General features: G+C 35.0%; 20 protein-coding genes and 3 tRNA genes. 9 read left to right on the top strand and 14 right to left on the bottom strand.

Translation table 11 applies throughout. The features are described 5' to 3' along the window. Window positions 1-9: 9 nt before the first annotated feature. Complete coding sequence (locus AC5YGG_RS17160; protein ID WP_496145667.1) at window positions 10-780, bottom strand: glycogen/starch synthase; 771 nt, start codon at window positions 778-780, stop codon at window positions 10-12. A gap of 171 nt (window positions 781-951) precedes the next feature. Here AC5YGG_RS17160 and panC point away from each other — a divergent pair, with 171 nt between their 5' ends. Beyond that, the gene (gene panC / locus AC5YGG_RS17155) at window positions 952-1800 is read left to right on the top strand and encodes a pantoate--beta-alanine ligase (protein WP_496145666.1); all 849 of its coding nucleotides are present in this window, start codon (window positions 952-954) and stop codon (window positions 1798-1800) included. Window positions 1801-2458: 658 nt separating this feature from the next. Here the strand turns inward: panC and AC5YGG_RS17150 are convergent. The 3 genes from AC5YGG_RS17150 to AC5YGG_RS17140 all read right to left on the bottom strand — a co-directional run bounded on the left by AC5YGG_RS17150 (window position 2459) and on the right by AC5YGG_RS17140 (window position 2774). Next, window positions 2459-2531 (bottom strand) — tRNA-Lys (locus AC5YGG_RS17150). Window positions 2532-2583: 52 nt separating this feature from the next. Then, window positions 2584-2666, bottom strand: a tRNA-Leu gene (locus AC5YGG_RS17145). A 35-nt stretch (window positions 2667-2701) separates the two neighbouring features. Continuing rightward, window positions 2702-2774: transfer RNA gene (locus tag AC5YGG_RS17140), tRNA-Lys, on the bottom strand. A 115-nt stretch (window positions 2775-2889) separates the two neighbouring features. On the opposite strand from AC5YGG_RS17140, the gene AC5YGG_RS17135 reads away from it, so the two are divergent. Continuing rightward, entirely contained in the window at window positions 2890-3405 is a 516-nt protein-coding gene (locus AC5YGG_RS17135) for a shikimate kinase (RefSeq protein WP_496145665.1), read from the top strand. 12 nt (window positions 3406-3417) lie between these two features. Here AC5YGG_RS17135 and AC5YGG_RS17130 read toward each other — a convergent pair whose 3' ends face one another. Continuing rightward, the gene (locus AC5YGG_RS17130; RefSeq protein WP_496145664.1) at window positions 3418-3855 is read right to left on the bottom strand and encodes an RNA-binding S4 domain-containing protein; all 438 of its coding nucleotides are present in this window, start codon (window positions 3853-3855) and stop codon (window positions 3418-3420) included. Between the two features lie 55 nt (window positions 3856-3910). Between AC5YGG_RS17130 and AC5YGG_RS17125 the strand changes: the two genes are divergently transcribed. Further along, window positions 3911-4645 (top strand): hypothetical protein, encoded by a 735-nt coding sequence (locus AC5YGG_RS17125; RefSeq protein WP_496145663.1) that lies wholly within the window; start codon window positions 3911-3913, stop codon window positions 4643-4645. Between the two features lie 222 nt (window positions 4646-4867). Here the strand turns inward: AC5YGG_RS17125 and AC5YGG_RS17120 are convergent, their stop codons facing one another. The 5 genes from AC5YGG_RS17120 to AC5YGG_RS17100 all read right to left on the bottom strand — a co-directional run bounded on the left by AC5YGG_RS17120 (window position 4868) and on the right by AC5YGG_RS17100 (window position 11602). Beyond that, window positions 4868-6385 (bottom strand): FMN-binding glutamate synthase family protein, encoded by a 1518-nt coding sequence (locus AC5YGG_RS17120; protein WP_496145662.1) that lies wholly within the window; start codon window positions 6383-6385, stop codon window positions 4868-4870. A 54-nt stretch (window positions 6386-6439) separates the two neighbouring features. Continuing rightward, window positions 6440-7786: a tRNA (N(6)-L-threonylcarbamoyladenosine(37)-C(2))-methylthiotransferase MtaB gene (gene mtaB, locus AC5YGG_RS17115; protein WP_496145661.1), complete on the bottom strand. Its 1347-nt coding sequence runs from the start codon at window positions 7784-7786 to the stop codon at window positions 6440-6442. 67 nt (window positions 7787-7853) lie between these two features. Beyond that, complete coding sequence (locus tag AC5YGG_RS17110) at window positions 7854-8444, bottom strand: DUF1572 domain-containing protein (protein WP_496145660.1); 591 nt, start codon at window positions 8442-8444, stop codon at window positions 7854-7856. Between the two features lie 93 nt (window positions 8445-8537). Beyond that, a complete protein-coding gene (locus AC5YGG_RS17105) occupies window positions 8538-10640 on the bottom strand; it encodes an FIDD domain-containing protein (RefSeq protein ID WP_496145659.1) in 2103 nt (700 codons plus the stop codon). A 164-nt stretch (window positions 10641-10804) separates the two neighbouring features. After that, a complete protein-coding gene (locus tag AC5YGG_RS17100) occupies window positions 10805-11602 on the bottom strand; it encodes a hypothetical protein (RefSeq protein ID WP_496145658.1) in 798 nt (265 codons plus the stop codon). Window positions 11603-11803: 201 nt separating this feature from the next. Between AC5YGG_RS17100 and glgP the strand changes: the two genes are divergently transcribed. After that, complete coding sequence (gene glgP / locus AC5YGG_RS17095) at window positions 11804-13468, top strand: alpha-glucan family phosphorylase (RefSeq protein ID WP_496145657.1); 1665 nt, start codon at window positions 11804-11806, stop codon at window positions 13466-13468. Window positions 13469-13523: 55 nt separating this feature from the next. Here glgP and AC5YGG_RS17090 read toward each other — a convergent pair whose 3' ends face one another. Then, the gene (locus AC5YGG_RS17090; protein WP_496145656.1) at window positions 13524-13709 is read right to left on the bottom strand and encodes a DUF6496 domain-containing protein; all 186 of its coding nucleotides are present in this window, start codon (window positions 13707-13709) and stop codon (window positions 13524-13526) included. A 10-nt stretch (window positions 13710-13719) separates the two neighbouring features. Then, window positions 13720-14193, bottom strand: a complete 474-nt coding sequence (locus AC5YGG_RS17085) for a hypothetical protein (RefSeq protein WP_496145655.1) — start codon at window positions 14191-14193, stop codon at window positions 13720-13722. A gap of 277 nt (window positions 14194-14470) precedes the next feature. Between AC5YGG_RS17085 and AC5YGG_RS17080 the strand changes: the two genes are divergently transcribed. After that, window positions 14471-16600 (top strand): S9 family peptidase, encoded by a 2130-nt coding sequence (locus AC5YGG_RS17080; RefSeq protein WP_496145654.1) that lies wholly within the window; start codon window positions 14471-14473, stop codon window positions 16598-16600. Window positions 16601-16849: 249 nt separating this feature from the next. Here the strand turns inward: AC5YGG_RS17080 and AC5YGG_RS17075 are convergent, their stop codons facing one another. Both AC5YGG_RS17075 and AC5YGG_RS17070 read right to left on the bottom strand, forming a co-directional pair. After that, entirely contained in the window at window positions 16850-17683 is an 834-nt protein-coding gene (locus tag AC5YGG_RS17075; RefSeq protein ID WP_496145653.1) for a GLPGLI family protein, read from the bottom strand. Window positions 17684-17752: 69 nt separating this feature from the next. Further along, entirely contained in the window at window positions 17753-17956 is a 204-nt protein-coding gene (locus AC5YGG_RS17070) for a bacteriocin-like protein (RefSeq protein ID WP_496145652.1), read from the bottom strand. A 260-nt stretch (window positions 17957-18216) separates the two neighbouring features. Between AC5YGG_RS17070 and AC5YGG_RS17065 the strand changes: the two genes are divergently transcribed. The 4 genes from AC5YGG_RS17065 to AC5YGG_RS17050 all read left to right on the top strand — a co-directional run bounded on the left by AC5YGG_RS17065 (window position 18217) and on the right by AC5YGG_RS17050 (window position 24356). Next, window positions 18217-19872 (top strand): peptide MFS transporter, encoded by a 1656-nt coding sequence (locus AC5YGG_RS17065; RefSeq protein ID WP_496145651.1) that lies wholly within the window; start codon window positions 18217-18219, stop codon window positions 19870-19872. Between the two features lie 144 nt (window positions 19873-20016). Continuing rightward, window positions 20017-21771 carry a peptide MFS transporter gene (locus AC5YGG_RS17060; protein WP_496145650.1) on the top strand — a complete coding sequence of 585 codons (1755 nt, stop codon included), beginning with the start codon at window positions 20017-20019 and terminating at the stop codon, window positions 21769-21771. A 59-nt stretch (window positions 21772-21830) separates the two neighbouring features. After that, complete coding sequence (locus AC5YGG_RS17055; RefSeq protein ID WP_496145649.1) at window positions 21831-22823, top strand: PDDEXK nuclease domain-containing protein; 993 nt, start codon at window positions 21831-21833, stop codon at window positions 22821-22823. A 21-nt stretch (window positions 22824-22844) separates the two neighbouring features. Beyond that, a complete protein-coding gene (locus AC5YGG_RS17050) occupies window positions 22845-24356 on the top strand; it encodes a peptide MFS transporter (RefSeq protein WP_496145648.1) in 1512 nt (503 codons plus the stop codon). The last annotated feature ends 1 nt before the right edge of the window (window position 24357 follow it).

The raw sequence follows: 24357 nt of genomic DNA, 5'->3' as shown, positions 1-24357 counted from the left end.
AATGTGTTTTTAATAAAGTTGGTTTATAGAGTCTACATCAAGATACTCTGACTTCTGAATAGTCGTTTCGTTGAAAGCTTTATCCAGATCTTCATCAAGGAATTCATCTCCTTTTACAACGGCATCTACGTAGTTCATACTTTCGACAACAAAACTTTTAATTGTTGGGTTATCTAACGCTTTTAATCCTGAAATATTATCAAATTTTAGTTTTTCATCGATCTTTTTGTCAAGATCAGCGTCTTTCTCATTATAAAGAGAAAGAACAATTTTAGCGTCCTTAAAGTAAGTATCTGATTCGTAATAAGTTTTCAGGTAAATTGGAACAAAAGAAGACATCCATCCATTAAGGTGGATCACATCAGGTACCCAATTTAATTTTTTGATGGTTTCAATTACTCCTCTGGCAAAGAAAATAGCTCTTTCGTCGTTATCCTCGAAAGGAGTTCCTTCATCGTCGAAATAATATTGTTTTCTTTTGAAGTATTCTTCATTATCAATAAAGTAAACCTGAAGTCTTTCCCCCGGAAGAGACGCTACTTTAATGATTAAAGGCTGGTCTAGATCATTGATAATAATATTCATCCCTGAAAGACGGATCACCTCATGAAGTTGGAATTTCCTTTCACTTATTTGTCCAAATCTTGGCATAAAAACTCTTACATCATTGCCTTCATTGTGCATCTTAAGTGCCATTTTGTTTACCACTGCAGCCATATTTGTGTCTTCCTGATATGGATACATCTCTGTAGTAATGTACAGTATTTTTTGATTCGGCATAAACTTTCTATCTAATTTTTGTAAAAATGCTTTAATGTGCAAAATTACAAAAAAACATCCAACATTATTTTAATTAACATTTTTTTACGAAATTTCCCATTTGCAAAGTATTAAAAACACATATTATTGTGTGATATTTTTAGTATTTTTGAATAAGTATTAAAATAAACTATGGAAGTTATAAAAAATAGGAAAACCCTTCAGGATTTCATTGAAAGACAGAAGGAAATGGGAAAAAGAATTGGCTTTGCCCCTACCATGGGAGCGTTGCATAAGGGTCACCTTTCTCTGTATGAAGAGGCAAAAAAGGAGAATGACCTGGTTATTTCTTCAATTTTTGTAAATCCTACCCAATTTAACAATCCTGAAGATCTGGAAAAGTATCCAAGAGATATTAACAGAGACATTCTTATTCTCGAAAGTTCAGGGCTTGTAGACGCTGTTTACATTCCCGAAGTTACGGATATTTACCCTGAAAAAGCAGAAAGCCAGCATTATGATTTTGATGGATTGGAGAATGAAATGGAAGGAAAATCCAGACCAGGACATTTCGATGGTGTAGGAACCGTTGTAGAAGAGCTTTTCAGACAAGTACAGCCCGACAATGCTTATTTTGGTGAAAAGGATTTTCAACAGCTTGCCATCATCAGAAAAATGGTTGACAAAAAACATCTTCCTGTTAAAATAAAAGGAGTTTCTATTTACAGAGCGGAAAACGGACTAGCTTTAAGCTCTCGAAACCAAAGACTCCATGAAGACAGAAGGGATGCTTCTAAAATTATTTATGAAACTTTACAGAAAGTAAATGATTGGTTCAAAACGGTCAGCATTCCAGAAATAAAGGAAAGAGTGGCTGATATTTTCGATGATCAAAAAGGAATGCAACTTGAATATTTTCTGATTGCTGATGAAAATACATTACAGGAAACTGATTTCTTTTATAAAGACAGAAACTTCAGAGCTTTTATTGTGGTTGTAGTAGACGGAGTGAGATTAATTGACAATATGCATTTGGATTAATCATAAAAGTTTTGCTAAAAATATATTCCCGGTCATTATATGATCGGGATTTTTATTCAGATCATTTTCCAAACATATTACTTTTATCGTCCTGATTTTTAGTAGAGCACTTTGAATCAGTCTCAAACTAGGGATCACATTGTTTGTGATTTATGGAATTTTATTTAACACAAAGTTTCAATAACTTTATTTCGGATCAAGTGCAAAAGTTATGTGGCTTAGAATATTTAGATCTGTTTAATTTTAAAATTTAACGCAAAGGATTTCTATTATCTGCTGTTGTATTTTAGGAAGCAAAGATTGAATCAATTGTATTGATTCTTTCTAAGCGTACGCGTATCTACATCGCTTCATCAGCTACTTTTATCGCTTTCTTAGCTCCCTTATCAATAATCAATTCATCATGTCTTTGCATTTATAGAAAATTTAAGTATAAAGCTTAGAGGAGTAAAAAGATAATTTGTTTTTTTCTTCAGATTAACTAAACTTTTTACTTAGTCCACAAGTTTTGCACCTGATCCTTTTTTTGCTTAGTTCCGAACTTTTGCGCTTGATTCATTTAGATTAATATAAAAATCAAAGGTCTCCTGAGGGAGACCTTTGAAACACCAAATCACAAAATATTAATATGAAAAAAATTTACTTTTCAGTAAACTTGTGACCCGGCTGGGATTCGAACCCAGGACCCATACATTAAAAGTGTATTGCTCTACCAGCTGAGCTACCGAGTCGGCCACAATTAAAAATAAAAAATATTTTCAATTATAAAAATTTTCTTTGCAGTGCCTGCGACTGGACTCGAACCAGCACATCCTTAGGAAACCACCCCCTCAAGATGGCGTGTCTACCAATTTCACCACGCAGGCAATAAAATTACAAAAAACTGTAATGATATTGCTAGTGACCCGGCTGGGATTCGAACCCAGGACCCATACATTAAAAGTGTATTGCTCTACCAGCTGAGCTACCGAGTCGGCCACTTGTGTAACAAGTTTTCATTTAAGTAATGTCCCTTGTTTTAAGTGGTGCAAAGATATGACTTTTTTCTTTATCTCAAAACTTTTTCGCAAATTTGTTTAAAAAAAATTCATGATAATTTCATTGATTGGATACATGGGCAGCGGCAAATCCCACATTTCCAAAATATTAAGCGAAAAAATAGATTTTAAATTAATAGATCTTGATAAAGAAATTTCGAGGAGAAATAAATTAACCATTCCTGAAATCTTTGAAAAAAAGGGAGAAATTTATTTTAGAAAACTTGAAAGAGAAGCATTGGAAGAAATTCTTGCATCGGAAGAAAATTTAGTTTTGAGTTTGGGTGGTGGTACTCCGGTTTATTATAACAATATGGAGATCATCAATCATAATTCAAAAAGTGTTTTTTTGATGACCTCTGTGGGAACATTGGCAGAAAGGCTTTCTAAACAAAAAGAGAAAAGACCTTTGATTGCTAATATATCTAATGAGGACCTCCCTGAGTTTATTGCAAAACATTTATTTGAAAGAAATCAGTTTTACAGTAAGTCTCAATTCACTGTAGGTACTGATGCCAGAGAACCTGAGGACATTGTCAATGAAATAATAGAAAAGCTCTATCTCTAGAGCTTTTTTATTTTAATCTTGATCTTCGGCATCAGCATCTGTTTCGCCGAAGAAATCATCCCAGTCTGTAAAATCAGCATCCACATCATTGCCTACATAGTCGTCCATATCTCTTCTGTCTTTTTTAGTAGGTCTTCCTTCGCCTTTATTTCTGTAATAGTCTTGTGACATTTTACGGAGCTTTAATAGCTCATATTGCTCTTTATCGGTGACATCCTGTATATGAAGTGGGACCAGTTTTGCTCCAATTCTGCTTTTAGGAATCTGAATAACTTTTATTTTATAATCAATTTGATTTTTACGAACTTTAATAATATCTCCTTCTTTTACCTCTTTGGATGACTTTACGGCAGATGTTCCAATAGAAACTCGGTTCTTCTTAATCTCTTCTGCTGCAATACTTCTCGTCTTATAAAAACGAATGCTCCATAAAAATTTATCTATTCTCATAATTTTTTATACTTTTGCCGTTATATTATTTGTAAAGTAATTAAAGTTTTTTGAAATGAAAAAAATATTTTTATATATCCTTGCGGGATCTTTGTGTTTTTCTGCGTGTAAGAAAGATGATGAAGTAGAAACTTATCAAGAACCTGAAGACATCAATGTCCAGAATAACTATGATGAGCAGGCTATTACGAAGTTTATGGATGAAAATTATCTGGATGTACAAGGAAATATAAAAACTTTCAGTGCTACAGATTCTACTGATGATCATCAGAAAAAATTATCTGAAATGCCTTTTACAAAGCTTCCTTCCGGAACCATTTATATTATCAGAGAAGGTGCACAGCCGTCTCCCGGTAAAGAAATTAAAGAAACCAATGTAATTAAAATAATGGGTAGGGCTTACTCTTATTTAGCTACTGAAACTAATGGAAGCGGAGTATTTAGCTCTAAAGCTGCCTTCTTAAATACGATTGACGGAAACGTAGTTCCTTTGGTAGATCCAATGTATTACTATGTGAAAGAACAGACAATGAAAGATGCGGGTAAAGCAGATAACAGAGGCTATTTTGAAATAGCAGGTTTCAAAGAGGCAATACAGAAATTCAAAGCATATAATGATCTTGCAAGTGAAGCGCCATATAATTTACAGGGGGTAATCATTGTACCTTCAAAAGCAGCTTTTGCAAGAAATCCTCACTATCCTTATTTAAACATGTCTTACAGAAACAGATCATTTGTATTTAACCTACAGGTTTACAATAGCAGAGAAAGACTTGACAGTGAAAAGTAAAAATATAAACCGCCTAAACAGGTGGTTTTTTATTTGTTCTTAACTTGAAAAAAAGAATCTAGCAGAGAATATAATACCGTGGTTTATTTTCATGCTGTAAAGTATTCCTGTTTATCAAATCTGACTGAGATACAATGAATCATCATAAAAAAAACAGAGTAGAATGTTCTACTCTGTTTTTCTTTATTGAATGGTCATTTTTTTAAAACGACTTATGTATTATTAAGATCTGGCTTTTTGTTTTACATTTCCAAGAATATCCGGGAAATAAAGATCTGCAAGGTGATCAAATTCGTCTCCTCTCATAAACATTGTTGCATCCACTTCTTCATAAGAGCTTCTTCCTGCCGCAGCAATCAATTCGTTACAAGTGTGAAGTGTATTTTTATGGAAATGATATACTCTTTCTGCCTTATCTGTCACATCAAGCCCTTTAATAAGCATTTTATCCTGTGTGGCAACTCCGGTAGGACAATTGTTAGAATTACATCTTAAAGCCTGAATACAACCTAAAGAGAACATAAATCCTCTTGCATTATTACACATATCTGCTCCCATTGCAACAGCTCTTAAAATATCTAAGCTTGTAAGTACTTTACCACTTGCAATAACTCTTAATTTATTTCTAAGATTGTAATTATTCAATGTTCTGTTAACAAAAATCAAAGCAGGCTCCAAAGGCATCCCTACTCCATCTGAAAATTCTGGCGGAGCTGCTCCTGTTCCTCCTTCTGCACCGTCTATTGTTATAAAGTCAGGATAGATTTTTAAAACATTCATTTGTACGCAGACATCTTCAAATTCTTTGGTATCTCCAATACAAAGTTTAAATCCGATTGGTTTCCCTCCCGAAAGCTCTCTTAATTGCTGTACAAACCTCAACAATCCTGCTGCATCAGAAAAAGCGGTATGTGATGGTGGTGAAATAACGGTCATTCCCGGAGTTACGTGACGAATTGCGGCAATCTCCGGTGTATTTTTCACACCAGGAAGTACTCCACCGTGTCCTGGTTTTGCTCCTTGTGATAATTTGATCTCAATCATTTTCACATTAGGCAATGTAGAATATTTTGTAAATAACTCGGGATTGAATTTTCCTTCATCATCACGACATCCGAAATACCCGGTTCCTATTTGCCAGCATAAATCTCCTCCTTCCATATGGTAAGATGAAATTCCTCCTTCTCCTGTATTATGGAAAAAATTACCTTTTTTAGCACCTCTGTTCAATGAAATCTGAGCTCTGTCACTTAATGCACCGAAACTCATTGCTGAAATATTGAATAAAGAAGCGTGATAAGGCTGAGTACACTGCTCTCCTCCTACCCAAACTCTTGGAAGCTCTTCTGACGGTGATTTTGCATAAATTGAATGCTTGATCCCTTCATATTTTCTGTGATTTACTTCCAGCTGTGTACCGAAAGCTACAGTATCACTAATATTTTTAGCTCTTCTGTATACTGCAGAACGTTGATTTCTTGGGAACGGCTTCCCGTCGGTTTCCCTTTCAATGAAATACTGTTGCATTTCGGGTGAAATACTTTCGAAAAAGTACCTGAAGTATCCCAATACCGGAAAGTTCCTCAGAATAGCGTGTTTCGATTGGTAAGCATTGTAAACACCCAATGCATAGATGGCGGATAACAGCGTCGGTATCCAGTAATGCGCTCTGATTAATAGTGCTACAATCCACGTAGCAGCTACTAATACAATTCCCCAAGATAAAAACTTATCTCTCATGAATGTAGTATTTAAAAGTTTAAAAATAAATTTAGTGGAAATTTTGCAAAGAGCCTATGCTTTTGCTAAAAAACTTTGGTAGGAAGATTGCACAGAAACCGTGCCATCTGACAGGATTTTTTCTAAATTTAGAAATTCGATTTGATTTACGGATGCAGGATCAAAGTCTTTCTGGACTCTCACGTAGTTTTCTGTGAAGCCAAACATTTTCCCGTCTTTATTTTCATGCTCCCAAAGTACAGGAAGCGTTTTTCCAAGCTGAGTCTGATAAAATGCCATTTTTTTCTTTTCAGAAAGGATTCTAAGCATTTTATTACGTTTTTTTCTTTCTGCTATCGGAACGACTCCTTCCATCGCAGCAGCTTCTGTATTTTCTCTTTCAGAATAAGTAAATACGTGAAGGTAAGTAATCGGAAGTTCATTAAGGAAATTATAGGTTTCCATAAATATTTCCTCTGTTTCTCCCGGAAATCCTACAATAACATCTACACCAATTGCCGCATCAGGCATTACCTCGCGGATTTTGTTTACTCTGTCATTGTATAGTTTTGTCAGGTAACGACGTTTCATTTTTTTCAATAATTCATCGCTTCCGGATTGCAACGGAATATGGAAGTGAGGTACAAAACTTTTGCTTTTTGAAACAAGCTCAATGCTTTCATCCTTCAAAAGATTAGGTTCAATGGAAGAGATACGAATTCTTTCTATTCCTTCTACTTTATCCAGTTCTGAAATAAGGTCAAGGAAAGTATGTTCATGCCTTTTGTTTCCGAATTCTCCTTTTCCATAATCACCGATATTGACCCCTGTAAGAACTATTTCTTTGATATCTTTTGCGGCAATTTCTGAAGCATTCTTAAGAACATTTTCAATGGTGTCTGAACGCGAAATCCCTCTGGCTAACGGAATGGTACAGTAAGTACATTTGTAATCACAACCATCCTGCACTTTAAGAAAGGCTCTCGTTCTGTCTCCAATAGAGTAACTTCCAATAAAAAAATCAGTTTCTTCAATCTCACATGAATGAACGATTCCCTCGTTGTCTGATTTTTCTAAATCGTCAAGGTAACTTAGAATATTGAATTTTTCTTTAGCTCCTAAAACAAGATCTACTCCTTCAATCTGGGAAATTTCTTCAGGTTTCAGCTGTGCATAGCAACCTACAATTACCACTAATCCATCAGGATTGGCTTTCATTGCTCTTTTCACGTGAAGTTTACACTCGCGGTCTGCATTTTCAGTTACTGAGCATGTATTGATTACATATACGTTAGCTCTTTCATCAAAACTCACCTTATCATAACCTGCATCTGTTAATTGACGGGCAATAGTAGATGTTTCTGCAAAGTTTAATTTGCAGCCAAGTGTATGAAACGCGGCAGTTCTTTGAAAAGTAGACATTTGTTACTCCTGAATTTTATGGGTGCAAAGATAGTAATTTTAATAAGAATGAAAAGATTGATTCAGTCTATTGTTTATATTCATTTCTTACTTCGGGGCTATTTTGAAAACATACGGGAGAAGAATTGGTGTTCGGTTCTTCTTGTGAAAGTTTATTATTCATTTCATTATTAAACTCCTGGGATTTGTTTCTGGCGATGGAAAGTGTTTTCCAGTCTTCATTTTTAACCATTTTAGCAATGTAAACAATCTGTCCGATGTGGTAAGGATAATGAGCAAGCTGCCTGAATATAGCATCTATTACTGAATGGGCTTCTCCTCTGATATAAATTGTAGCATATAAATTTTCATCATTTACCTGATTCAAAGCATCAAATAAGCACTTCCAGCCTTTTTCCCAATATTCGAGAACTTCTTTTTTGGCAGTAAAAGTATTTACAAACTCCTCATCTCTATGACGCCAGTTTTTTTCACCATCTTCTGTCAGAAAGTTCGTCCATCTTGATAACATATTTCCGGCAATATGCTTCACAATGACAGCTATAGAGTTGCTTTCTTCATTGTACTGCCAGAAAATCTGATTGTCATCTAACTGATCAAATGCTTTATCACCCAAAGTCTTATAATATTCAAAACGTTTTATAAATAAATCCTTCATATTTCCTATTTGGTAACTAATGTAAAAAATTAATAAAAATAAAACCATCCCTCACGAAATGGTTTTATCTATGTATTATATTGTAATATGTAATTATTCTCTGTTTTTCACTAATATCCAGCCACTGAATTTTACAGGGGTATTTCTTTTATCATTTTCATTCCATGTTACAGAGTACCAATAGGTGCCTGTAGGAACTCTTCTTCCTACTTGAGTCCCGTCCCATTTATATCCGTTTGATCTATCCGCCTGATGAATTTTCACTCCATACCGGTCAAAAACATTCATTACAAGATTCTGTTTTCCTGCCAATGCAGAATAATCAATTACATCATTCACTCCGTCTGCATTAGGAGTAATAACATTCACAATATTAGGTACTACGACTCCTACTTCTATAGGATTACAATCGTAAGCATCTTTTACAAATACCGTATATTCTCCTCTTGAAATATTTGTGAAAATATTAGAGTCCTGCCAGATAACATTATCAATTGAATATTTGTAAGGAGCATTTCCTCCGATTACTGATACTGTTATGGAATTCGTTCCAATTTCAATTCCCGAAACAACAGGCTGTTCAGAAGCATCCACTTTTACTTTTTGTGTAGCCACGCAATCTCCGCTTTTAAGTTTTACCCAATAGGCACCAATTCCTACTTCTATTTTTTGAGTGGTAGCTCCTGTACTCCATTCGTAGCTCTTAAAACCAGGTCCTGCATCTAAGGTTGTCTTTTCTTCTGCACAGATGATTTTATCTTTTAAAACCTGAGAATATACGGGAGCAATTACTACCAGAGTAATTTTTGCGATGGTATAACATCCTTGAGCACTCATTACTCTGACATACACAAATCCGTTAGGAGCAACATAATTAGATATGTTTGTTATTTCATTGGTCTGATTAATTGCATCTGTTTCCGATGGATAATACTTTTTTGTAGAGTTTGTAAGATTCGTTACAGCTATTCCTCCGATGTTAAAAGAAGCTGTGGCAGGATTTGTCTCTATAAAGCAAGATCTCAATACAGGATTATTTACCGGAACTACAGGATGAAATTTTAAACTGATCTGTGCTACTGCACTACAGCCAAACTCTGAGGTTACTTTTACATAGATTGTACCTTCAGCAGATACAAATGCAGTTGGATTAATAATCTCATTAGTTCCTGCATTAAGATCAGCCATACTGTGATAGTATTTCTTTGTCATAAGCGGATTCGCTATAACATCGGCTGTGGTTAAATTATATAATGCCGTACCTGCGTTATTATTGTTACATTCCGTCAGTGTAGCATTTTTCACGGTGAAGCTTCCGTCTCTGAATTTAAATTTCCCTACTTGTTTACATTTATTGAGAGGATTGGTAGGATTGGCTGCATCGGTATAATTTATACTGTAAAAATAAACAGCCGTTGTATTGATAGCTTTAGGGGTATTGATAGGATTATTTCCTGTTAATGCATCATTCTGATTGGTATGATAGCTTACACTAAAGTTCTGATTTCCATTAATAATTCCTGGTGATAGAATTGTAAAATCAAATAAATCTGAAATAGAGCAGACAACAACCTCTCTTGGATCAGCCGGATTAGCTCCAGGAACTCCGGGAGGTATAAAAGGAGATGTTTGAATATTGGGGTCTGTAAATGGAGAAGCCAGCGTTGCCGTCCCGCCCCACGTTAACGAAAAAGGTGCAGTTGTTGAGCTCCCACTCCCTACCCAGTTATCTATAAATAAATAATAGCTTTCTCCCGGCAGCACATCCATATATTTACAATAAGGTGTTGGAGAGCCTCCAAGCGCGCTGATAATAGTACTCGTCATATTAAGACCTGTTGAAGCCCCTACCCCTATTACTGTTGCTGCATTACAACGTATAGGAGATCCCAGACTTCCACAGTTTACATTGGGACCAAAAATCGCCCAGTCATAGTCTGCCCCAGCATTATTGGGTACCAAATCGAAAGTAAGTGTCCCTCCAGTAGCAATGGTAATTTTATACCAGATGGAGTTGTGTTCACCGGTATTATCAATACAGCTTCCCGAATTGACGAGCTCCTTTACAGCTCCCCAGCCACTCGGGCTATAAGTAATGTTTGAATTTCCGCATACCGACAATGCACTGGCACAATCAGCCTGAGCGTAAAAAATTGGGGATGCACATAAAAGAATAAAAAGTAAAAGTTTTCTCATAGATATATAGTTTTTGTGGTTGAATCAGCTATTAATCAGATCAATATCTAATATTAAACCAAATATACCTATAATTTAATCACAAACAATAGAAATCTAAATATTTTGAATTATTTCAAATAATGAATCCAATTTATTGCGTAATAAACACTAATACCTTACTATTATTTTATACTTGTAATATTGCCACAAAGATTTTCAAGGTGAAAGATTTTATGAAAAGGACTCTTCACTTCGTTAAGATGTTCTTTGTCCTGAATAAATGTATATCTTGATGCCAGAGAATTCATATCCGAAACAATCACGAGCCAGCATTCATCCACAGAGGTATCATAATAGGGAAATTTTTCATTTTTCTTTTCAATGAGTTCCAGAATTTTGTCTGAGCACAATTCATCAAACAAGTTCATACTGTATTCATGGGTAATAAAAACATTTCTTCTGTGAAAGGATTTTCTTACACTTTTTACACAGCCTATTCCTTTATTTTTTTTTATGCTTTTATATATGTTGATGATATTTTCCTGCTGCTCTTCCAGGTTATCCAATTTTAAATTATGGTGAAATTCTAAAAAATAAACACCACGATATTTCGTAGTGTCTTCCTGTTCTAATAATATTTCTGCCTGGCGGAACATTTTATTTAAAGTACTCTCCACCTTCTTCATTTCCAAATGATTGATCACCTCGGTTAATTCAATTCCGATTTTTTTGTCGTTTAGTTTGGCGATAAAGTCCGGGCTTTCGCAGGTAAGGTTTTCAAATTTAACCTCAGGAAAATGATGCATAAAAGAGTTGAGAAGAAGAATCTCAGACTTCTTTCTGTATTTTTCACGATCATGAAGCGGAGATTCATCTATAGTACGGTGATACTTTTCTATAGGCTTTTTTTTCAAATGCCGGTTCAGGTAATATAAACTCAGATTCTTTATCAGATCTTCATCAGAAAACGTCTTTTTCATGTGTGATTTTTTTATTTAATTAAACACATGCAGCCATTGGCTTTCATCATTAAAAGTTTTTGATAATCAAAATTTTACACTCTTAAAGATAAGTAAAAAAACAATTCAATACTTACTTTTAAAATTAATTTATTGATTAATTAATGTAAAGTTTATTTTCATTATTAATACCTTTGTCACTTCTAACACAAACCTGTATTTATGGATTTTAGGAATTTTAAAATACCCTACAGCATCAATCCCCAATATTCAAAAAAAACCGCCTATTTTTCAATGGAATTCGCCCTTGAACAGGTGTTGAAAATATACTCAGGAGGACTTGGATTTTTAGCAGGTTCTCATATGAGAAGTGCTTACAACCTGAAACAGGATCTTATCGGAATCGGAATTTTATGGAAATTCGGTTATTATGATCAGGCAAGAAACCATGATCAAACCTTACAACCGGTATGGACAAGGAAAATGTACAGTTTTCTGGAAGATACGGGAATCAAATTTCAAATCGAAATCCACAGTGCTCCTGTCTGGGTGAAAGTATGGTACCTTGATCCGGAGATTTTCAATACAGCACCCATGTTTTTCCTTTCTACAGACGTTCCTGAAAATGATCACGTTTCAAAAACAATCTGCCACAAGCTATATGATGCCAACGAATCTACAAAACTGGCGCAATATATTTTATTAGGAAAAGGAGGTGCAAAGCTATTGGATGAAATGAACGTTGAAAGAGAAGTTTATCATTTAAATGAAGCTCATGGACTTCCCGCAGCTTTCTATTTATTAAGAAAATATAATGGTGACCTGAATAAGGTAAAGGAAAAACTTGTTTTCACCACTCATACTCCTGAAGAAGCAGGAAATGAAAAGCATAATCTAAAATTATGTTATGACATGACCTATTTCTCAGGCTACACCATGGAAGAAGTAAAATCTATTGAAGGATCAGCTGATGATCGTTTCAATCATTCTCTTTGTGCTTTGAAAATGGCAAGAATAGCCAATGGTGTATCTCAGCTTCATGGCGTAGTTTCCCGTGCCATGTGGAATAAATATCCGGGAATTTGTGAAATTACATCTATTACGAACGCTCAGGAGTTTAAATATTGGGCAGACAAACCTCTTTATAAGGCAAAGGACGAGAATGAAGATACTGTTTTTGACTATCGTAAGAAACATTTAAAGAAAGAACTGTTCAATATCGTTGCAGACCAAACCGGAAATCTGTTCAATCCTAATATTTTCACCATAGTCTGGGCAAGAAGGTTTGCCGGATATAAGCGTGCTGAACTTCTTTTACATGATAAAGACAGATTCTACAGACTTTTAAACAATCCTAAATATCCGGTACAGATCATCTGGGCAGGAAAACCTTATCCGATGGATTATTCTGCTATTTCTACCTTCAACACTTTGGTGGAAGAAAGCAAGAATCATAAAAATATGGCTGTTCTTACAGGCTATGAATTGTCATTAAGTAAATCTTTAAAACAAGGTTCTGATCTTTGGTTAAATAATCCAAGAGTTCCAAGAGAAGCTTCAGGAACTTCAGGAATGACTGCCGCAATGAACGGTTCTATAAATTTATCCACAGACGATGGCTGGATCCCGGAATTTGCCAGACACGGAGAAAATTCTTTCGTAGTTCCCAAAGCAGACTATCTGAATATGAGTATCTACGAACAGGACAACTATGATTTGAATACATTATATGACATCCTTGAAAACGAAATTCTTCCGACCTATTATGACCATCCTGATCAATGGAGAAAAATTCAGCATAACGCAATGAACGACGTGAAAGATCAGTTCAATAGTGATAGAATGGCGGATGAATATTATAAGATTCTTTATAATCAAACGAATTAGTAAAATTTCATCTTTTATAAAAATTGCCCGGAGTTTTTCCGGGCAATTTTATTATTTATTTGTTATTTTTCTTTGGTACTTTTAAACCTTTTTCTCTTGCTTCAGAAATACCGATGGCTACGGCTTGTTTTCTGCTGGTCACTTTTTTCCCGGAAGAAGATTTAAGTTTTCCTTCCTTGAATTCGTGCATTACTTTTCCTACTTTGTCCTGAGCTTTATCTGAATATTTGGTCTTGCTCATGATAAAAATTTTAAGATTTTGGCAGGGATACCCCTAGTTCATAAACTCTGGCATGTTTCAAATACTTTGAACGTTCTCTTGAAGTTACCGATTGAAAATGATCATTTTTGATGACAATAATCGGGTCTTCTGCATTTTCGATTTCAAAATTTGCTAAATATCTTTCATCTGGTGGAGATTGCTGCTGTTTTGCTTTAATCTTCTGAAGTTCATCCGCATATTTTCTAAATCCGGGATCAGATGAATGGATAAATTTATACTCATCGCCTGCATACACATAGTAATGAAGTTTTTTTTCTATCAATCCGGCTTCATCTGTAATTTCGGGATTATCATTACCGTCTTTAAACCCCACTTCCACTAATATTCCACCTTTTTTGGTAGCGCATTCCTGTGCATCATTAAAACTGGAAAAACCTGTATAAACAATTCGGTCGTTTAATACATAACGGTTCAGTTTTTGGTTGTATGCATTCGTTTCCATAATTATTCTTTTTGATTGTTTGGTGAATATATACATTCAATTTTTTTGCCAAATTGTATTTTTTTCAAAAAATCAAGCACTAATATTTTCTTTATTAACTTATATTTTATTATCTAAAAATAATTAACATAAAAAACCTGAAAACAGCTTAAATAGAGGCATTAAGAGAATAACTGAAAAAACTTTTGCAGGAAATCATGGCTACCTCACGTCTGATCTTTGTTTTATATGGTTATATAAGTAAGATTCATTAAATTTGGAAGCATTAAAATTAGAAATGAAACAACTATTCTTAACACTTACTATAGCAGCGGCATTTCACAATGTATCTGCTCAGGAAATCACCTTAGATAAAATATACTCAGGATATTACCGTGGTAAAGGTATTGCCGGAATTACATCCATGAAAAACGGGGAAAACTACCTTGTTATTGAACCTTCAGGTATTGCTAAATATTCTTATCAAACATCTCAAAAAGAAGGAAATATTGTAGATGGAAGCTTTGAAAGCTATATATTTTCCGATGATGAGTCAAAAATTCTTTTGCAGACAGGAAGCCAGCCTATTTACAGGCATTCTTTCCTGGGAAAATTTGATGTAAAAGATTTAAAATCGGGAAAAACAATCAGTTTAAATGAAGGAAAACCAGTTCAGGAACCTAGTTTTTCACCTGATGCAACTAAAGTAGCTTTCATTGTTGATAATAACTTATTTTATCAGGATTTAGCTTCAGGAAAAATTACTCAGATTACTACAGATGGTAAGAAAAATTCCATTCTTAACGGTTTGGCAGACTGGGTATATGAAGAAGAATTCGGACATGCTAAACAATATGAATGGACAAAGAATTCTGATGCAATTGTTTTTGTAAAATCTGACGAAAGCCAGGTTCCGGAAATTTATATTCCAATTTATGGAAAAAATCTGTATCCGGGAGAAATGCGTTATAAATATCCAAAAGCCGGAGAGAAAAACTCTGTAGTTACCGCACAGTTGTACCGTCTTGATAACGGAAAAACAATGCAGCTGAATTTAGGTTCGTATAAAAATTATTATATCCCGAATGTTTTCCAGACGGCAAAAGCAGATGAAATTGTTTTGATCACATCTGAAAGAATCCAGAATGCTTCAGATGTTTTAAAAGTAAATACTAAAACCGGAGCGGTTCAGAAATTATTTACAGAAACGGATGAGAAATGGATAGAAACAGACAGTCCAACCATGGAGTTTTTGGAAGATGATTCATTCCTTTGGGCTTCTGAAAGAGATGGAAACCGTCATTTATACTGGTATGACAAAGATGGTAAGCTTAAAAAACAAATTACCAAAGGAAACTGGGAAGTAACTGATTATTATGGATTCAATCCGAAATCTAAAGAAATCTACGTTCAGACTACTGAAAAAGGGAGCATTAATAAAGTGGTTTCTAAAGTAAATATCGAAAGCGGTAAAACTCAGCTGATTTCTAATGCAGAAGGAAATAACTCTGCTAATTTTAGCAAAAACTATAATTATTTCATAGAAACTTCTTCTACAGCTAAAAAACCTTATACATACGTTCTGAAAGATGGAAATGGCAAAACAGTAAAGGAACTTCAAAATAATAATGATCAGCTTCAGAAACTGAAGACCGATAATTTTGTTGAAAAGGAGTTTATCACCATTCCTAATGCTGTAGGCGACCAGATGAATGCCTGGGTAATGAAGCCTAAAAATTTCGATCCTGGCAAAAAGTATCCGTTATTTATGTTCCAATATTCAGGACCGGGATCTCAGCAGGTTGCCAACTCATGGGATAATGGAAACGCGATGTGGTTTAATCACCTTGTACAAAAAGGATATATTGTGGCTTGTGTGGACGGACGCGGAACTGGTTACAAGGGTGCAAAATATAAGAAAGTAACGTATATGAATCTTGGAAAATATGAGATTGAAGACCAGATTACCGCTGCAAAATGGTTCGGAAATCAATCTTATATTGATAAAAGCAGAATCGGAATGTTCGGATGGAGCTTTGGAGGATACATGACCAGCTTAGCAATGACGAAAGGTGCTGATGTCTTCAAGATGGGTATTGCCGTAGCACCGGTAACTAACTGGAGATATTACGACTCTGTATATACGGAAAGATTTATGAGAACTCCTCAGGAAAACCCTGATGGCTATGATAAAAACTCTCCTACTGAATATGCCAACCTATTAAAAGGTAAATTCCTTTTAATTCATGGAACTGCTGATGACAATGTACATTTCCAAAACTCTATGGAATTGTCTGAAGCTTTAATTCAAAACAAAAAACAGTTTGATTTCATGGCTTATCCGGATAAAAACCACGGAATTTATGGTGGGCAGACCAGACCGCAATTGTATCAGAAAATGACAGATTTCATTATAGAAAATTTATAAATTAAAATCCCTTTCAAAATTTTGAAAGGGATTTTTTATTTTCATTCAGGGTATTTTACAGCCTTATCCAGCTCTTTCTGGGTAACGGGAATTGCCTTCGCAATAAAAGTATCTAATGAAAGGCATTGATAATTTTTTCGCTTTTGACAACATTAAAATATTAGTCTTTCCTTCTATTATTGCAGTTCCCAGCAATATATAGGGATTGTAATAGTTTTACAAAATTAAAAATATTACAAGTTCATAAAATTACTTTTTAATACCTCTCAACAAATCAATTTCAATGATATTGTTATCTTTTTTCATTCTTTCTCTGGTTAGCTGATCGACTTCCTTTACCACTTCAGCTCCAGTTTTTAAAATACCAGAAGCATCTTTTTGATCCGGAATTCTGCCTTCCATATAAAGTTGTCTTGTTTCTGCTGCGGGATCATTTCTATATTTCTTATACAGATCAATAAATTTGTCCCGGGTTAAAACCAATTCATTTGATCTTGTTGTTAATTCAGGATAAATAGTTTCACTTATATTATTAATACCTACCAATTCATAAAAATGACTTTTGGTAGCATCTTCCATCTTCACAATAAGTCCAGGGAGCCCATGAAATTTGTAAGGTCCATCCTGAATAGGAATATCTGAGCTAAACCACGCAGTCCATTTTCTACCTCCAAATTCTGTGGTTGCCTTTTGGGCTATGTACTCTCCGATCTTCTGCTTTTCTGGCAGAACTTTCCAATTCATTTTTCTATCATCTTCAACTTTTATTTTTCCAAGACCATAATCAATTGTTTTTAAAAAAACTTTTCCATCCTTTTTCTCTATTCGGTACATTATATCAGCATTTGGTATGTAAAATTTTCCTTTTTTTGATTCCGCAATAGAAGTTGAATCTTCAGTAAACTTATATCTGCTGTAGAAAATAGATTTGTCACCCATTCTGTCTAAATACATCAAATCTTTAACTACATTGGATCTATTAGTTGAATCTGGAATATAGGTATACTGATAAATAAACCTTTTATTTTGAGCGCTCATAATTAACACAGACAACATGAAGAATAGTATAATTGTTTTTTTCATAATTTTTCAATAATAAAAAATACAGCTGAAAAATACCAGCTGTAGAAATTACACATTTATTTCAAAGCACTATACAGCAACCAAATGAGAGCCTGACGAGCAGCCAACGGTTCCAGATTCTTCTAGCGTTACTACTGTTATAGTGCTACATTTAGCAGGTTCAACGTTTGAACAACATTGATAACTACATCCTGTCCCAAATTCAGGCTTTGAAGGACCACCTCCGTTTACATTTTTCAAATTTTCTCTCGAAAGATTTTTTAGTTTTTTCATAAATGCTTTTAAATTATTTGTCACTATTAACACCTTGAAATTAGAAAAGAAATATTCTTTAAAGAGAAATAATATTGCAAATCACCTGTACAATAAAGATTTACAACATTTCAGACAAATCGTACAAATTAATTTTATTACGCAAGTTTTATTTTGAATTTAAAATTTTACATTTATTTCATTAATCATTTATCCGACAATTATTTATTTTATCAATTGAAATTAAAAACTTATTTTTGGGGGAATTGAAATTTGAATATATGAAGACTAAACATCCTAAAGGGCTTCCTTACCTTTTCTTTACTGAAATGTGGGAGCGTTTCGGGTATTACCTGATTCTTGGAATCTTTGTTCTGTATGTTATTGAGCCTACAGGTATGAAAGGCGGACTAGGACTGCCAGACAAAACTGCTGATGACATTTTCGGAACTTATATTGCTTTAACTTATCTTACTCCTTTTATTGGGGGATTCTTGGCTGATAGAGTTTTAGGATATATCAAATCAATTTATCTTGGTGGATTCTTAATGGCTGCCGGATATATTGGAATGGGTGTTTTCAAGGATTTACCTTTATTTTACTCATCGCTTGCATTGATTATTATCGGAAATGGTTTCTTTAAGCCCACTATTTCTACCCTTTTAGGAAATCTTTATTCTGAAGAACCTTATAAAGCCAATAAAGACTCCGGATATAATATTTTCTACATGGGAATTAATATCGGAGCGTTTATCTGTAACATTATTGCTGCATTTATGCGTAATAAATTCGGTTGGGGTGAGGCTTTCATCACTGCCGGAGTCGGGATGCTAATAGGTATGGTTATTTTTACGATAGGAAGAAAGCATTACATCCATGCTGCACAGATGAAACCTGTACAGGAAGGTGATACGAAGCTTTCTGAAATCTTAATCAAAGTATTTGTTCCTGCTATTGCTGCCGGAGCACTGGGATGGTTTATCCCTGGTAATATTTTTGGAAGTGACAGCACAGATGCCTTCATTTTCGCATGTATTCCTGTTATTTACTTCTATGCTTCTCTTTACTTTAAAGCTAAACCGGATGAGAAAGCATCAATTGGTGCCTTACTTTCTGTATTCCTGATCAGTATGTTCTTCTGGGCTGTTTTCAAGCAAAATGGTACAGCATTAACAAGATGGGCTAATTATTATACAGACCGAAGTGTTCCTGCATCATTGGAAAAACCTCTGGAAGGAATCTATATGGTTGACGGAAAGAGCTACGAAGACAAAGAAGTTCCTGTTTATGATAATCAATTCCGTTCTCAGAAAGATGATAATGGAGATACTAAAAAAGAAACAGGAAAAGATGTTTACTTTAAAAATATATCTCCTGAACAACGTGCTGCTCTTGAGAAAAACCCTGAAAATAAAGTCTATTTATACAATACCGAATTATTTCAATCCATTAATCCGTTCTGGGTAATTGCATTAACACCGGTAGTTGTAGGATTCTGGGCATTATTGAGAAGAAAAGGTAAAGAACCATTGACTCCTACCAAAATCGTTTTAGGACTATTTATTTCAGGGCTATCCTGCCTGGTAATGGTACTTGCAGTAATGGCTGGTGATAACGGATCTGTAAAAGTTTCTCCTTTATGGCTGGTAGCGAGTTACGGCGTAATCACAATTGGAGAATTATGTCTTTCCCCAATGGGACTTTCTTTCGTTTCTAAACTTTCACCTGCGAGAATTACAGCATTGATGATGGGTGGTTTCTTCCTTGCCAACTCAGTAGGAAATAAGCTTTCAGGAATCCTGGCAAGTACATGGTACAATTACGAAAACAAAACGAATTATTTCCTTGTGAATTTCGCATTGTTAATATTTGCTACGCTTTTAGGGCTATCAATGTTAAAAAGATTAAATAAGATCATGAAGGAAAAAGGACACTAATCCTTTGATATTCTCGTGATATGATAAAGAATAAAAAGCTGTGGAATGGTTCCGCAGCTTTTTTATTTAAAAATAAAATTAAAACCTTGCCAAAAACCTAAAATAAACTATATTTGTCAGTCTTAACAAAAATTAACAATAGAAATGGATAATATTGAAGCAATAAGTCCGAAACCGGATGAATTGGTAGAGAATAAGGGCTCCAGACATCCAAAAGGATTATGGGTTCTGTTCGGAACGGAAATGTGGGAGCGTTTCAACTTTTACGGAATGAGAGCACTTTTGACGCTCTTTATGGTAAATTCCTTATTGATAAAAGAAGCTGATGCAGCGATTATCTACGGTGGATTTTTGGCTTTATGTTATTTGACTCCGCTTTTGGGAGGATTTATTGCTGATAAATATATCGGAAACAGATTTGCTATTATTGTTGGTGGATCTTTAATGGCAATTGGTCAGTTTTTACTGTTCATCAGTGCCTCTACTTTCTCTGCAGACATTGGAAGTGCTAAAATGATCATGTGGCTGGCATTATTTGTTATCATTTTTGGTAACGGATTCTTCAAGCCGAACATTTCTTCAATGGTGGGTAGCCTTTATCCAAAGCAGGAAAAATCTAAACTAGACTCTGCTTTCACCATTTTCTATATGGGGATCAACATTGGAGCATTCTTAGGGCAGTTCATTTGTCCATACGTAGGAGATGTAAAGGATGCGACAACCGGAGTAAGAGATATTTTCGCTTTCAAATGGGGATTCTTAGCAGCTTCAATTGCAATGTTAATCGGAACAGTAACGTTCTTTATCCTTAAAAATAAATATGTTGTAACTCCTGAAGGAAGACCTATCGGAGGGTTGCCAAAAAATAACAGTACTGCAGATTTCGAAGAAGGAGAATCTCAGACAGCAAAATTCTCAGGAGCTTCTTTAGGAATCACTGTAGGTATATTTGCCGTTCTTTTCTTTGCATTCAGATACTTATTGGTAGGAGAATTTGGGTTTAACTCAATGGAGATGGGACAATTAATCAAAGGTATTATTTATCCTTTCATCTATGCAGCAGGTATTTCCCTTGCATTCCTGATTATGACCTCTGCTGAAAATAAGGTAGAAAGACAGAGAATCTGGGTAATTTACATTGTTTCATTCTTCATTATCTTCTTCTGGGCAGCTTTCGAGCAGGCAGGGTCTTCGTTGACTTTCATTGCAGATAACCAAACAGACAGAAATATCTTCGGATGGAATATGCCGCCTTCAATGGTTCAGATTTTCAACGGTATTTTCGTAGTATTGCTAGCTTTCCCTTTCAGTTTAATGTGGGATAAATTAAGAGCTAAAGGAAAAGAGCCTGTATCTCCTTTCAAACAAGCTATGGGTCTTGCTATCATTGCTTTGAGCTACTTTATTATTGCTCACAATGTAAAAGATCTTGGAAACTCAGGTTTATTAGCAATCAAATGGTTAATGCTTCTATACTTTATCCAGACTTGTGGCGAGCTTTGTTTATCTCCAATCGGACTTTCTCTGGTAGGTAAATTGGCCCCGAAAAGATTCGCTTCATTATTATATGGTGTATTCTTTATTTCTAACGCTGCCGGATATGCTTTGGCTGGTTCATTAGGTGCATTGATCCCTGCAACAGGTGATAAATTTAAAAAAGCACAGGAAATTGGAGTAAATTTACAGGACGTTTTAGACAAGAAAGTAACTTTGACAACGGATCAGGTTGCTGCATTTGAAAAGGCTCAATTACCATTACACAACCCTACTTTTGTAGGATTTGAGATTCATAACTTATTCGAATTCTTCATGGTTTTTGTAGTACTTTGTGGTATTGCTTCTGTAATTTTAGCTTTACTATCTCCGATATTAAAGAAAATGATGCACGGTGTAAACTAACTGCATTAACAAAATATGAATAAAACCTCTGCTAAGTCAGAGGTTTTTTTTATTTTCGTATGATGGAAATTTCCGAAGATTCTTTATTCCAGTCCGTAAAGGAAATCATTAGACAGTCGCGCGAAAAGGTTTTTCGAATAGCGAATTCTACACTCCTGCTTACTTACTGGCAGATTGGAAAACTTATTGTGGAAGATGAACAACAGGGAAAAGAACGTGCTGAATACGGAAAATATACTTTAAAAAACCTCTCTCAGAAACTTACGTTGGAGTTTGGAAAAGGGTTTGATTATACCAATCTTTCCAATATGCGTAAATTTTACATCGCATTCCCAATTGTTGACACATTGTCTCTACAATTGAGCTGGTCTCATTACCGACTTCTTTCCAGCCAGGATAATAACAGCAAAAGACAATATTATCTGAATGAAGCAGTACAAAATAACTGGAATGTAAGAGATCTAAAAAGACAAATCAATTCCCTGGCTTACGAAAGAGTTTTAAAACATAAAGAATCTTCCAATGAAAGTATTCACAGTGTTTTAAAGGATCCTTATATATCTGAATTCCTTGGAATTAAAGCTGATGAACAGTTTTCTGAAAAAGAAATTGAAACTGCTATCATTGACCATATTCAAAAATTTTTACTGGAATTCGGAAAAGGATTTGCTTTTGTTGCAAGACAGCAGCACATTTCTACAGATACTTCAGACTTTTATATTGACCTGGTTTTCTACAATTACATCTTAAAATGTTTCGTCATCATCGATTTAAAAACCGGTGAACTTTCCCATCAGGATATCGGGCAGATTGATATGTATGTAAGAATGTATGACGACCTGAAACGAGGCGAAGGAGATAATCCTACCATCGGTATTTTACTGTGTTCTGAAAAAGATGAGACCATTGTAAAATACTCCGTACTCAATGATAAAAATAATTTATTTGCCAGCAAATATCTGCTGTACCTCCCAAAAGAAGAAGAATTAAAACAAATCATCGATCAGGACAGAATTCGTTTTGAACTGGATCAGGATCATAAAAACCCTTAATTAAAACAATCATATATCATTATGAGCTTAACTTTAGATGAAATACAAAATTTCAAAGGAAAATATCCCAGACAAATCTGGAGCCTGTTTTTCTCTGAAATGTGGGAACGCTTCTGTTTCTACGGAATGCGCGGAATGCTGGTTTTCTTTATGATCTCTCAGCTTAATTTCCATGAAAAAGAAGCCAACCTTCAGTATGGTGCCACTCAGGCATTTGTATACGCCTTTACTTTTATAGGCGGACTTTTTGCCGATAAAATTTTAGGATTCCGAAAATCCCTTTTCTGGGGCGGACTTCTGATGATTCTCGGAAGTTTAATTTTAGCGACAGATCCACATAAATTCTTCTTTTTAGGAATTGCGTTTACCGTAGTAGGAACAGGTTTCTTCAAACCTAATATTTCTTCAATGGTAGGACAACTTTATAAACCTAATGATTCAAGAGCGGATGCAGGTTTCTCACTGTTTTATGCAGGGATTAACCTTGGAGCATTATTAGGAGGATATTTATGTATCGCTATTGGTAAAGGAGAATTCTTAGGAAATCTTATCGCTGAAGAAATGAGATGGCACATTGCTTTCGGGCTTGCTTCAGTAGTAATGGTTGTCAGCCTTATCAACTTTGTATTTACCCAAAGAAGATTGGGAACTATCGGTTTACAGCCAGGACATCCTCTAGCTGAAACGAAAAGTGCTCCTATTCCAAAATGGAAAGAATATGGCGTCTATGCTTTATCTCTGATTTTTATTCCAATCATTATGACAATGGTTGCAAAAACGGAATATACAGATTATTTTATGTGGACCATCGGACCATTGACGCTAATCTATCTATTCTATGAAATGTCTAAAGTAACCGCTGCAGAACGTAAAAAGCTTTGGGCTGCTCTGGTATTCATTATTTTCTCAATTATTTTCTGGGGAATTTATGAGCAAAGTGGTGGATCATTAAGTATTTTTGCCGCAAAGAACCTTAATAAAGATCTTTTCGGGCTGGATCCGAATGGAGTGAACAACTCTGGAGGAGCTTTCTTTATTATCTTCCTTGCTCCATTAGTGGGACTTCTTTGGATATGGTTAAATAAAAGAAAGATTGAACCCAATACAATTATAAAATTCGGATTAGGGTTTATTTTCTTAGGAGCAGGATATTATGTACTGTTTGCAACACGTCTGTTTGCAGATCTTCAGGGAATCACTTCTTTGAACTTCTTCACATTGGCATTATTAATCATTACCCTTGGGGAATTGTGCCTCTCTCCTATCGGACTATCCATCATGACTAAGCTTTCCACCAAGAATCTTCAGGGAATGATGATGGGAATGTGGTTCCTTGCTTCAGCATATGGACAATACGTTGCCGGAATCATCGGGGCTAGTCTTGCGACAGCGAAGGAAGGATCAACCAACTATGATGAATTGATCACTTACACTGATGGATATAAACAATTGGGATTGTATGCGATAATTGCCGGAGTGGTATTAATTTTGATATCTCCGTTCGTGAAAAAATTAATGCAGGATGTAAAATAAA

Source organism: Chryseobacterium sp. CS2K3, assembly GCF_059515185.1.
This window is presented reverse-complemented; position numbering and strand designations above follow the sequence as displayed.

Excerpts from the sequence above, each read along its gene's own strand:
- AC5YGG_RS17065 (WP_496145651.1), top strand. The coding sequence starts at position 18,217 with ATGAAGACTAAACATCCTAAAGGGCTTCCTTACCTTTTCTTTACTGAA.
- AC5YGG_RS17085 (WP_496145655.1), bottom strand. The coding sequence starts at position 14,193 with ATGGAAACGAATGCATACAACCAAAAACTGAACCGTTATGTATTAAAC.
- AC5YGG_RS17090 (WP_496145656.1), bottom strand. The coding sequence starts at position 13,709 with ATGAGCAAGACCAAATATTCAGATAAAGCTCAGGACAAAGTAGGAAAA.
- mtaB (WP_496145661.1), bottom strand. The coding sequence starts at position 7,786 with ATGTCTACTTTTCAAAGAACTGCCGCGTTTCATACACTTGGCTGCAAA.
- glgP (WP_496145657.1), top strand. The coding sequence starts at position 11,804 with ATGGATTTTAGGAATTTTAAAATACCCTACAGCATCAATCCCCAATAT.
- AC5YGG_RS17100 (WP_496145658.1), bottom strand. The coding sequence starts at position 11,602 with ATGAAAAAGACGTTTTCTGATGAAGATCTGATAAAGAATCTGAGTTTA.
- AC5YGG_RS17120 (WP_496145662.1), bottom strand. The coding sequence starts at position 6,385 with ATGAGAGATAAGTTTTTATCTTGGGGAATTGTATTAGTAGCTGCTACG.
- AC5YGG_RS17055 (WP_496145649.1), top strand. The coding sequence starts at position 21,831 with ATGATGGAAATTTCCGAAGATTCTTTATTCCAGTCCGTAAAGGAAATC.
- AC5YGG_RS17125 (WP_496145663.1), top strand. The coding sequence starts at position 3,911 with ATGAAAAAAATATTTTTATATATCCTTGCGGGATCTTTGTGTTTTTCT.
- AC5YGG_RS17070 (WP_496145652.1), bottom strand. The coding sequence starts at position 17,956 with ATGAAAAAACTAAAAAATCTTTCGAGAGAAAATTTGAAAAATGTAAAC.
- AC5YGG_RS17130 (WP_496145664.1), bottom strand. The coding sequence starts at position 3,855 with ATGAGAATAGATAAATTTTTATGGAGCATTCGTTTTTATAAGACGAGA.
- AC5YGG_RS17075 (WP_496145653.1), bottom strand. The coding sequence starts at position 17,683 with ATGAAAAAAACAATTATACTATTCTTCATGTTGTCTGTGTTAATTATG.
- AC5YGG_RS17160 (WP_496145667.1), bottom strand. The coding sequence starts at position 780 with ATGCCGAATCAAAAAATACTGTACATTACTACAGAGATGTATCCATAT.
- panC (WP_496145666.1), top strand. The coding sequence starts at position 952 with ATGGAAGTTATAAAAAATAGGAAAACCCTTCAGGATTTCATTGAAAGA.
- AC5YGG_RS17050 (WP_496145648.1), top strand. The coding sequence starts at position 22,845 with ATGAGCTTAACTTTAGATGAAATACAAAATTTCAAAGGAAAATATCCC.
- AC5YGG_RS17135 (WP_496145665.1), top strand. The coding sequence starts at position 2,890 with ATGATAATTTCATTGATTGGATACATGGGCAGCGGCAAATCCCACATT.
- AC5YGG_RS17105 (WP_496145659.1), bottom strand. The coding sequence starts at position 10,640 with ATGAGAAAACTTTTACTTTTTATTCTTTTATGTGCATCCCCAATTTTT.
- AC5YGG_RS17110 (WP_496145660.1), bottom strand. The coding sequence starts at position 8,444 with ATGAAGGATTTATTTATAAAACGTTTTGAATATTATAAGACTTTGGGT.
- AC5YGG_RS17080 (WP_496145654.1), top strand. The coding sequence starts at position 14,471 with ATGAAACAACTATTCTTAACACTTACTATAGCAGCGGCATTTCACAAT.
- AC5YGG_RS17060 (WP_496145650.1), top strand. The coding sequence starts at position 20,017 with ATGGATAATATTGAAGCAATAAGTCCGAAACCGGATGAATTGGTAGAG.